Origin of the sequence: uncultured Virgibacillus sp. (assembly GCF_947495635.1) — a bacterium.
Lineage (GTDB): Bacteria > Bacillota > Bacilli > Bacillales > Amphibacillaceae > Virgibacillus > Virgibacillus salarius.
Map to the genome: position 1 here is coordinate 1 of NZ_CANMAB010000122.1, position 11,020 is coordinate 11,020.

The window sequence follows — 11,020 nt, forward strand, 5'->3', positions numbered from 1 at the left end:
TTACTGGTATATTTGGGTAAATAAGTGTTTCTTCTAATCTAGCGGAAACTGTCTACTTTAGTTTAGCAGTCACAACAGTTCTTTTCCAAACTTGGTACCGATCTCTATCTAATCTTATTTCACTTGTATCTCATACATATTTTCTTGTTCCTTATCACGTATTATTATTTTATAAGGAATCTTTTCAATTGATAATTCATTTCTACTTACTTTAACAATTTGTTTTGCATACCTAGCAATTTCTTCAGCTACCTTTTGATCTTGTTTACCTTGTGATAAAGAAGTTTTCAAAATGATTTCAAGTGGTTTTGGATGGAAGGAATAAGCAAATCCGGTCACCTCATTGAATTCTTTATGCGACTCATCCATAACGGATGTGAAAATCTGCTGCCAGCTCTCATCTCTTAATTCTGATTCGCTCTTCCGTGTTACTTCAATTTTTAAATCTAATTGCGTCTTCGCATAAATTGTATCATGTACAAGTTTTTCCATTTCACCCTTATTTTTATTATATTGCTGCTCAGTTGCTTTAATTTCTATTTGAATACTATTCTTTGAATGATTTATACTCATAATGTTAAAGTTATAACCTTCTTGTTTCAGTACTTCCTCGGTTATTTTAAATAATTGATTAGTAAGCTCCATTTGTTTTTTACTTACATTACCCAATCCTTTCTCTTGCACCTCTACTTCTACTTTAACCTTGTCAATGTTATAGGATTGAGCCAGCTCTTTGATCATTTGCTTTATTTCATGGCCATATTCTTGTTGATATTCTTTGTCCTTCACCGTAACAGTAAATTTTGGCGGTTCGGACGAGAAAAGCCAAGACATGATAACATTTTTCACACCTTCATAATTATTGTCATCCGTCAAAGTTTCATATGTTTTAATTCTCAGGTTTTCCACTCTATCCTTCCGATCTTCGGTTTGCTCCATACTTTGTAAAATTTGATCCAGATAAGGAATATTTGACATCACTTTTGCCATAGTCGGGGAAATAAAAGCTGACCCAATTAACAAACAAAATACGATAGCAGCAGCACTACTACAAAATGTAATTTTCTTGCCGAAACTCCAGTTTTTCTTTTTACCACGTTTAATGACATTTTCAACAGCAAGATCTAATTTCTTTCCAGGAACTTCTATTTGATCAACATGCTTCTTGAAATCCGGTAGTTCATTTTTCATTTATCGTTTCCCCCTCCTTCAAATCTACTTTTAATTTTTTTACAGCACGGTGTAACCGTGTTTTTACTGTTCCTTCAGGACATATTAGCGTTTCGGCAATCTGTTTAATTGTAAAATCCTTGTAATATCGTAAAATAACAACTGTCTTATATTGCACTTCAAGACGGTTAATTGCTTCAATCAAGTCGATGCTTCCCTCAAGCTCATTATATTCAGTTGTAGACTGCTCCTCCATTTTTTCAGTAGGAATCATTCTCTTATGTTTCCGAATGAAATCCAAAGCCTCATTAATTAAAATTCGAGTTAGCCACGTAGAAAAATATTCTGTTTTCTCTATTGTTTTCATAGATACGTAAGCTTTGTATATGGTTTCCTGAACGATATCTAATGCATCAGCTTCATTTTTCACATACAAATAGGCCATGCGGTATAACTTGTTTTTTTCTTTTTGGATTAATTCCTGAAAAGCTTTGTTGTTTCCTCATATGGCTTTTTTTATTTCACTCTGTTGCAACTTGCTTCCTCCCCCCGTTTAATACTTAGACTCATAATAAGCCTAAAACGTTTCAATAAAAAAGGAATCCCTAAGTTGAGATTCCTAACAGTAATCTATTCTATTAAGTCCGAATGCCTAAGAAGAAAATTGCCTTAGTTCAGGAATGGGGTAGTTGGGTTACACATAGAAAACATTTCAGAGAAGACTAATTATTAACGAATTGAAACCAAGTTCAAAAAATCTATGATTGAGCTCATAAAATATGATTCTAAACTTAAAAATACCAAAACGGCTAAATAATATGAATTCTTCTATGCTTCGTATGGGTTTTGTAGAATGGGTTATGAATGCACCCTTTAAAGAATAGTAAAAGTAACCCCAGATATGTAAGGTTATATAGTATTCTGGGGTTCTTGAACAAGGACAAACTCCTTACCATGCTATTATTTACATGCTTGATTACATTTGAAGCGTATTAAAAAATAATCGGTAGCCCGCCATTCATACGAATTGGAGATCCCTTATAGCAGGCAATTAGACAACTTGATATAGTCTAATAACATACTAACCACAGGAGACCATACCAAATAAGAGACTATCTATGTATGAATGATCGCAATCTTAACCATTAAGGCAGTCTCTTATGCTAATTCGCTTATATGATTTGATAGTCTATCATGTGTTCAAATTTACCTTCAATGATAAAACTTCTTACTTTTCATTTTTTTGCGTTTGAAATCTTTTCAACTTCACGATAAAACTGATCTAATAGATCTTCATTATATTGTTTTGGGCCAGGATTAGTTTTTACATAATTCCACAAAAAAGCAGCAATTTTCATTTTATTCTTCATACATTGTGTCCTCGTATCTTTATTAAAGTCTCTAACAAAGTTATTCCATTGATACGTTTTTTCTTCGGGAGAAATTATGCTATGATTCTCCTCCCCATTCTTTCCCTTTTCATAAATTTTGATTAAATCCCCTACAGTCATGTTAAGATCACCTTGGCGTTCTGCTTCACGTAGCGCTGATGCCATTTCTTTTGTAAATTTAAACTTTGGAACGTTATAATAATTTGCAAAAAATTCCCTAGCTGTTTGATTAAACTTAAAACCCTCAGGAATTAATTTCGTAGCTACAGTTATTTTAGTTGAACGAACGCCTTTTCTAATATTAGAAACTTTTTGACGGTTATCACCTACTTTTTTTCCAGATAGATAGTTTTTAATTTTTGATTCCAATTCCGCTTTTGTTCCATGTGAGGGTATTTTACAATCAATACAAATTCTCTTTAACTCTTCTTTATACCAATAATGTTGAGAAAATTCCTTAACTGACATATTCCGATTAAAGTCTAGTCCATTCATTTTATCCATATTGATCCTCCAGTAATTATGATCTGGTAAACGCATCAATTCATTATACAGCACCACTATTTATAAAGCTTTAGAAATTCTAATCATTTAAGCTTCCGTTTATAATCTTTCATCCTCATTTTTTCATCCAAAGATGCTTGCGTGAATGTGTTTAATAAAATCTTTTAACGAATCATAACATAACCTTCTATATTCTATCGCCTCGATTATAGAAAAAACCTTAAAATTAAGGCAAACTGCAATTTATCTTCAGTCTCAATGGCCTAACCAACCCCCATTATTCAAATATCATTGCAATGACCACAATAACAAGCAAAGACAGGTAAACCTTGGAAAATAATCGATCAGGCATATGGTGAGCAATGCGTGTGCCTATAGGTACGCCTATAAACCCTCCAGCAACAATACCAATAAATGCCGGAATATAAACAAAGCCCAAAGACCATGTGGGGAGATCTGGATGTTGTATTCCATTAAATATAGATGTTGCAGCACCTACAATCGCTATAGGAAGACTCAACGGAGTTGCAAGAGAAACCGCATTGACCATCTTTAATCGACAGCTTCGCAAGAAGGGAATGGTTATAACACTGCCGCCAATACCAAGCAACGTGGCGATAACACCAACTCCTAAGCCAATAAACGACGTTTTTATGCGATTTGGCATCTTGATATGATTGTCTTTCATATCTATAAATGTTTTCTTCATCAAGGAAGAAATAATTGTATAAATAGCAAACATAATAAATAGATATCTAAGAATATCGCCTGCAATAAAAGAAGAAAAAAGGCCCCCGATTAAAGCACCTACGGCAATTACAGGTGCAAGCTGAAAAAAAATATACCATAATATATGGCCTTTACGATGATGAGATATCGTTGAGTTTATAGAATTCACAATCATAATAGCAAGCGATGTTCCTATGGCCATGTGCATAACTAATGAATCAGGAACATTTAATTTTGGCAGCAACAAATACAATACGGGTATTACTACAAATCCCCCTCCGAAGCCGAACATGCTCGACAAAAAACCTGTTAATACACCAAACACTAAAAAAACTATAATTAGTTCCACATAATCCCCCATTTACGACAATTTGCTATTCGATTGACTAAAATCGGTAGTTGAATAATCGACGCTTACAAAATTAACTATCATAACAAAACAGCGCATTACTTATTTTTAATTTCTTCTAATAATGAAATAACCTTTTCATTTTGTTCAATGATAGTGTCGTTTTGATTTCTAATCTTAACAAAATCAAATAAGATGACTATTAAAATAATCATGATAAAAAATATTACCATCCTTATTCATCTCTAAAGAACTACATTTATTTTTACGTTGTTTTTTTAAAAGTAGCAGCGATTTGATAGCTATGTTTTAGGTTTCATTTATTATTTAGTCGCCTTTTCTGTATGAAATGTAATACGAAGTATATCGAGCTAATTCCTGCCATAAACAAAAATGTTTCTAACCAATTCAACTCATCACCACCAATGTACTTCCAACCCATAATAAAAAAGTAAAAGATACAAAATAATATCACATAAGAAATCAAATATTTTTTGCTTAGGCGATACATATAGAACACCTTTCATAAACTAGTAGAAACCAACACTTTCATAGTAGCTTGAATAATCTCATCCTTCCACCTTATTGCTTGCTGTTTCGTTATTTTTAATTCTAAAGCAATGCACAATATTTTTTCTTACTAGCTTTTTTAGCGTTTTCCGCCAAAGCATAAAGCTGGTTATCAAGAAAGATATACTCAAAATAGTATTAAATTTAGAATACTAATAAAAAAAGAAAAGGTCGTTGAAAACTACGACTTTTTCTTTATTGTTGAACTTTTTTAAATACAATAATGAAAATGCTTAACTCAAGTTAAATCATCATTAACCATGTATTTTAGAAACCATACATATAATAAATCATAACGAATGCAAACGTAAGGTGAAATTAAATCTTTTAAGATTGTGGATTTAGCACTCTTTTGAAACATATACCTCGCCACTTGGATAAACGACTCATTTTTGGGATAAACGCGAACGCAAGCTTAATACTAGAATGCTTTGGTGCATCGTTCATTATTCTACTATTGCACCGTCATTAGATCGTAAACAATAAGTAATCAATTTACCATCTTCTATATAAGTATTACTAATATTGCTAATCTCTCCGTCTCTCCAACCTATTAATAATTGCATTTTTACTATACCGTTTCTAATTCCCTCTTCATCAATGGCATGAACGATCCCATCACCTAATTGTTTATCTAGCTCATTCTCGTAATCATCTGTAGCTCCAATATCATATCTCCAATAAGGCAAGGCATTCTTAGGGTCTACTCCAGCTACATCAGCTTCTCCAATCAGATCTATTACCTCAGATTTGTTCATTCCAATTTCTAGATTATCTTTAATAAATTCTTTATCAAATATTCCCCTTTCATACTCTATTTGATAAACATATTCTATGAAGTTATCAAACTGTTCGTCATAAACATGTTTAAAAGACCACTTAAACATATGTGTTGCTAACTTGTATATCCAATTAGAAGGAATTAAAGAAACATTAACTATAAAATTAGTTCCTTCGGGGGTTTCTTTAAGAATATATTCTGTCTTACTAATACCTTCTTTTGTTTTAGTTTCGACTGCAGCATAGTTTGGAGGATCATGTCTTGTACATTTAGCATGAAACTCATATACTTTTTTACCTAATTTTTGTTTCGTAATGAAAGTTGCCCCTTCTTCTAAATCATCTTCGCTTCCATCATACATATTTTCAATTATTTGTGTATTCCATTTTAATACATGTTCATCTTTATTCAAACATTCAGATACTAGATCAATAGTAGAGTCTATTTCTGATTCAAAACGGTAACAATGTATTTCCTTCACTTTTACATTCTCCTATTCAGTTTTATTCGATTAATTATACTATGAACAGGAAAAATTTACTATATTAGTATAAAAAACAGCGCCCAAGTCTTATAAAGCTTGGATGCACCATTTAAGAATCACAAAAAACTAATATTGTTTATAGTGGCAGGATTTCAGGTGTGACATGACATGCTCTAAACTATCTGGCTAGTAAGACGCCTACTGTTATCTGCTGGAAAATCAGACTTACAATCGCTGCTATCGATTGTGTTCCATCAAACGATGCCTAATCAAATAATATACTTAACTCCACCACATAGCCAAAACAAATAAAGACCAGCATGAAATGAATAAGCCTATGATTATAACGATTATCATATATTTTGAATAAACTATTCTACTAATTTTCTTCTTCTTATCAGCTACATAAACTATTACAACAGAAATCAAATATAATCCAATGCTAAGTATAGTACATACAGTTAAATAATAACTAAGGTGAATAAAAGATAAAATCTTTTCATTCATTACATAAGCGATGTCCTGACCAAATAAACCGAGTATTGTCGCAATTACTACACAAGCTATTATGGAAAAATGAAATTTTACCAATTGAGCTTCTCTCCCTTACATTCTATTCATTTTTATGTACTCCATCATTCAACAAGGATTAATTGTAAGTGCTTTATACAATCATTGGTTGCATACTGATCCAGTTATTATGTAAACCCATATTCAGATAGTCCTATTTGTTTCATCATCGCTTATCATACCGACAAAATTGAGAATTAGTATATAAAACGGATAGACTATAAGTCCTCCTATTGCTAAAAGACCAGTAGCAGGATTGGGATAATCCCCACCATTAGTTATCGGAAATAAAGATGCGAATATATAAATAAAAAGAATAAAATAGGGTAACCAAAGGATGATTGTCCAAAAGCTTGCTTTTCGCCCATCCAACCATTTCCTTGTTAAGAAAAGAATTAGTAGTGTACCACCAATAATCTCAACAATAAGCATTATGCCAGTCATAATATTTACCGTATCAACTTTCCAATTTAGTAATCTAGTAATTCTATACACATTTACCATAAGTTCAAGAGGAACAAATACCATAAGAGCGTATAGCATGCTGACCACATTTAACTTCAAGAAATATTTCATATCTAATCCTCCATCAATTAACGAACAATGTTCCGTTAACATATTATGCTGCTCTTGTTAGTGGGTAGACATGTGACCGATAAAGCCGCAGGTAAAGCAATAAGGTAGAGAAAATGTATCTGCTGGGAACTATTAATATAAATTAGACATGCTCTCATAATTGCTCTAAGCTATGAAAGCATGTCTTTTAAAAAATCGATTATGTGTAAAATTATCATCACGCTTATACCTTCGGTTTCAGCTGCCTAATTACTGACATGATAAGTATTATCATACCAACTCCAAAGCCTGACATGGATAAGGGAGCAAGTAAAAATTGCATGAGCTCACCTTGCACGAAAAAGCTCATAAGCATGACAACCATACATATCACTGTAAATATACCAACTGTTAAAGTCCCTATAAAATCATTCAAATGATGCTTTTCCTCATGAACTATAGTAATTTTATTGTCCTTAAGAATAGGCAACTCTAGTAAATTTGGGATGTAATCCTCTAACCTCCCCTTAATCTTACTAAAATGTTCCTCGGACAACCGTCCTTTATCAATACGACTCGCGTATGATTCGCTCGCTGCTGTTAATGAATATTCTTCATCTACAGATGATAATGTCCCATCTAGAGTAATGATTGCTCTAAATGCACCGGCAACGGTCGGTTTTAAAGATAGCCCCATCTCGGCTATCATCGACATCAGTCGTCCCATCATCACACTAGTTGGGTCATGTGAAAAAGATGCTTCTGATAAAAGTTTATTGAGATGTCGTTCTATCATATCTTCTTCGGGTACATTTTCTCTTTCACAAACCCTCATCAAACCATGCGCCATCTCTTGCGCATCATTATTGCTGTACCCAATTAGGAAACTTAACATACCAGCTCTTTCATCATTTGATAAATAACCAACTGAGCCGAAGTCAATAAGCGCAACTTCTCCATCGGTTGTCAACATGATGTTCCCCGGATGTGGATCAGCATGAAAGATACCAATCATCAGTATTTGATTTAAAAATGCGTGCATAATCATTTCTGAAACGTCGGTTGTCACTTCTTTTGTAAAACTATCCCCTTCAATATACTCCATCGTTAATACATGCTTAGTCGAATATTCAGAGTAGACTTTAGGAACTCTTATAGTAATATTGTGTTCCTTAAATGCTTTTCTTAACATGTTTGTATTTAACGCTTCGATATCAAAGTCAGTTTCTTCGATAAGGCTCTTTTTAAATCCTCTTGCGAGTTCTATTAAGCCGAGTCTGCTAATTTTAGAAGAACGTTCTGACAGCCATGACACAAATTGAATTAATAAATCTAAATCCACTGTTATCTTTTGTTTAACATTAGGTCTTAAAATCTTAACAACAACTATCTCTCCAGTTAACTTAAGCTTCGCTAGATGAACTTGACCAATAGAAGCTGCTGCGATAGGTCGCATCTCAAATGATTCATAGATATCATCGATATTACCAATTTTGTTATCAATGATTGTTTTAAGCTCATCTTCACTTAAAGGTTTTACTTGGTCATGTAAACTTGAAAATGCATCAATGTAATTACTAGGTAAAATTTCTTTTTTTGTCGATAATACTTGCGCAAACTTAACAAAAACTCCACCCATCTCATCAAGAATTTCAGCAATTACATGTGGCAACTTCGCATGATCTTGTTGAATCAAATGATTTAAACCTTTACGTGAAGCAATCCACAAGAGTTGAATCGTGCGCATAAAACCACGAATTCTATTCATAATATAAAGGAGTGGGTTAGATACTTGTAATACTTTAAAATTAAAGAGGCAAAGAAGCATGTATGTATAGCAAGTGATAAATATAATAAGTAACGGGTAATAGATAAACATAACTCTCAAAATCTCAGAATCAGATATATTAGAAATTTGATTGAAGTATGCAAAAGATAGAATGAGTGTCACGATGGCTGTACTGAATAGCACAGCAACCAATAGCTTAAGCTGTTCATTTATAAACGCCTTGATATTTGCGATTATAAAATAAAAAATCAGAGCAGCGATAATGATACTGCTCAAATAAAATTGCTCTAGAACTTGAACCAACACACTAACAACAAGTGCGCTAATTGACGATACGATTACTTTATGATTCATGTTAAAAAAAGAAGTAAGCAATATAAATATTATGAAAGACACAATTAATACACTTAAAAAGAACATATCCCATTCCACCTAGCCACTTATAATGATTTTAATGGTTATAGTTTAAGTTATATCGTATATCTATGTCAAAAGAATTATGCTCTTCCCACAAGATAATGCACCCCAATTGTTTGATCGTGTCTAACATTAGGGTGCAATACTTTTTTTAAACCTACCTTTTAAACGGGAAACTTACTACTATTTCTTAAAGCGGATTATTATCGCTATGATTTGATCTCATCTTATTTTCTGCATTTTGCTTGATTCTTATATCTACGGTGAAGTACCATGAATGTATCTCGGTCCTGGCTGTAAATCAGGTTTTTGACCCATAGCTTTTGGATTTTGAACATACTCAAAATTAGCTTGTCCATCAAGGGTTGGACCGTATGCCCATTTACCTGTACTACTATCCTCTCCTTCAGAAAAGTTCATAAAGGAATATGAAACTTCTTGTTTCTCATACTTTTGGTTAAATGTACTTGGAACAACAGCGCCTTGCGTTTCTTCTAATTCTTCAATAGCTGCCATCCATTGATTTTGATGCATGGTATCACGGGCAATTAAGAAAGAAAGCATATCTCTAACTCCTGGGTCCGTTGTCATTTCATAAAGTCTACACACTTGAAGTCTTCCTTGCGATTCTGCATTTAAATTTGCTCTAAAATCAGCAAGCAAATTCCCACTCGCTATGGTATAACGAGCTGTCCAAGGATAACCTATACTATCATTAGGCTGTGCACCTAAACCACTTACGATAGCTTGCTGAGGATTCATACCACCAAGGACAGCTTCAACTGCTGGATCTTTAGCTCCCTGCTCTTGATCATGTGCAGGCGCGCCATCTAATAATTGAGCAATCATTGTTGCAATCATTTCTACATGTGCAATTTCTTCGGTTGCAATATCAAGTATCATATCACGATATTTACCTTCTGCACGGCAATTCCACCCTTGAAATAGGTACTGCATCATAACAGACATTTCTCCATATTGTCCACCTAGTATTTCTTGCAACTTCTTAGCATAAACTGGATCTGGTTGACTTGGTTTTGCATTATACTGTAACTCCTTTACATGATAAAACATTTAACACCTCTCCTTTTCTTCGTACAGTAAGAACTTTCAAGGATTAGGTTTAGTAATAGTTAAACTTTTATTAGATGCAATATATTCCATCAATAACCATTACGCACTTTTACGGTAGTAACACATCTAATTTAAGCACACAAACGCTCAATAACGTTGTTATTGCATATCTATATAAAAGTTAATAATTTTTAGTTTACTCCTCAGAGAACGGTGAAGAAATTATATGAACTTTCTTTCTAGTTCAAGGTTATTTATGGGAAATATTCCCCTTTAAAAGGTAGATTGTATCGGAAATAAAATAATTGAACAAGCGGAAGCGCCCGATTAGAAACGTAGCGACTGGAACAAGTCAATGGAGATTAAGGAATCACGGTGTGCTTGCGAGCCGTGATGACTTATCGTGGGGCGATTCGTGAAGTAGCCTCGTTTCTGGGCGCTGGAGCCGGACATGGCTAACACGCTCATATTTATCCGCATGGGCCAATTTTATAATTTCCTATACTATTAAGAAAAACTGAGCAAAATTCGCTCAGTCCTTATCACTACATGCTCAGATCTACGCTTCCTCTAGTAGCTATTATGGAATAATAGCTACTGCTTGACCACCACTCCGGCTGCCCACTTCCCTTTCCGT

Annotated in this window: 7 protein-coding genes and 2 pseudogenes; 1 reads left to right on the forward strand and 8 read right to left on the reverse strand. The window is 33.6% G+C overall.

Annotated features, from left to right (window positions below; translation table 11 throughout):
- Nucleotides 1-114: 114 nt before the first annotated feature.
- From Q1A47_RS18405 to Q1A47_RS18425, 5 genes and pseudogenes are all read right to left on the reverse strand, one after another.
- Nucleotides 115-1,191 (reverse strand): DUF4179 domain-containing protein, encoded by a 1,077-nt coding sequence (locus Q1A47_RS18405; RefSeq protein ID WP_166530952.1) that lies wholly within the window; start codon nt 1,189-1,191, stop codon nt 115-117.
- A pseudogene (locus Q1A47_RS18410) lies at nt 1,181-1,660 on the reverse strand (sigma-70 family RNA polymerase sigma factor); the annotation flags it as partial. The pseudogene Q1A47_RS18410 and the gene Q1A47_RS18405, both read right to left, overlap by 11 nt.
- A 745-nt stretch (nt 1,661-2,405) precedes the next feature.
- Nucleotides 2,406-3,065, reverse strand: a complete 660-nt coding sequence (locus Q1A47_RS18415; RefSeq protein ID WP_051388288.1) for an SAP domain-containing protein — start codon at nt 3,063-3,065, stop codon at nt 2,406-2,408.
- Nucleotides 3,066-3,342: 277 nt separating this feature from the next.
- A complete protein-coding gene (locus Q1A47_RS18420) occupies nt 3,343-4,143 on the reverse strand; it encodes a sulfite exporter TauE/SafE family protein (RefSeq protein ID WP_026680542.1) in 801 nt (266 codons plus the stop codon).
- A 1,016-nt stretch (nt 4,144-5,159) separates the two neighbouring features.
- Nucleotides 5,160-5,975 (reverse strand): hypothetical protein, encoded by an 816-nt coding sequence (locus tag Q1A47_RS18425; RefSeq protein WP_026680543.1) that lies wholly within the window; start codon nt 5,973-5,975, stop codon nt 5,160-5,162.
- A 625-nt stretch (nt 5,976-6,600) separates the two neighbouring features.
- Here Q1A47_RS18425 and Q1A47_RS18430 point away from each other — a divergent pair.
- Nucleotides 6,601-6,681 (forward strand): annotated as a pseudogene (locus tag Q1A47_RS18430) (methyltransferase); the annotation flags it as partial.
- Between the two features lie 11 nt (nt 6,682-6,692).
- Here the strand turns inward: Q1A47_RS18430 and Q1A47_RS18435 are convergent.
- The 3 genes from Q1A47_RS18435 to Q1A47_RS18445 all read right to left on the reverse strand — a co-directional run bounded on the left by Q1A47_RS18435 (nt 6,693) and on the right by Q1A47_RS18445 (nt 10,383).
- Nucleotides 6,693-7,124: a hypothetical protein gene (locus tag Q1A47_RS18435; RefSeq protein WP_026680545.1), complete on the reverse strand. Its 432-nt coding sequence runs from the start codon at nt 7,122-7,124 to the stop codon at nt 6,693-6,695.
- 223 nt (nt 7,125-7,347) lie between these two features.
- On the reverse strand, nt 7,348-9,312 hold the full coding sequence (locus tag Q1A47_RS18440) for an AarF/ABC1/UbiB kinase family protein (RefSeq protein ID WP_166530953.1): 1,965 nt from the start codon (nt 9,310-9,312) through the stop codon (nt 7,348-7,350).
- A 255-nt stretch (nt 9,313-9,567) separates the two neighbouring features.
- On the reverse strand, nt 9,568-10,383 hold the full coding sequence (locus Q1A47_RS18445; RefSeq protein ID WP_166530954.1) for a manganese catalase family protein: 816 nt from the start codon (nt 10,381-10,383) through the stop codon (nt 9,568-9,570).
- Nucleotides 10,384-11,020: the final 637 nt, after the last annotated feature.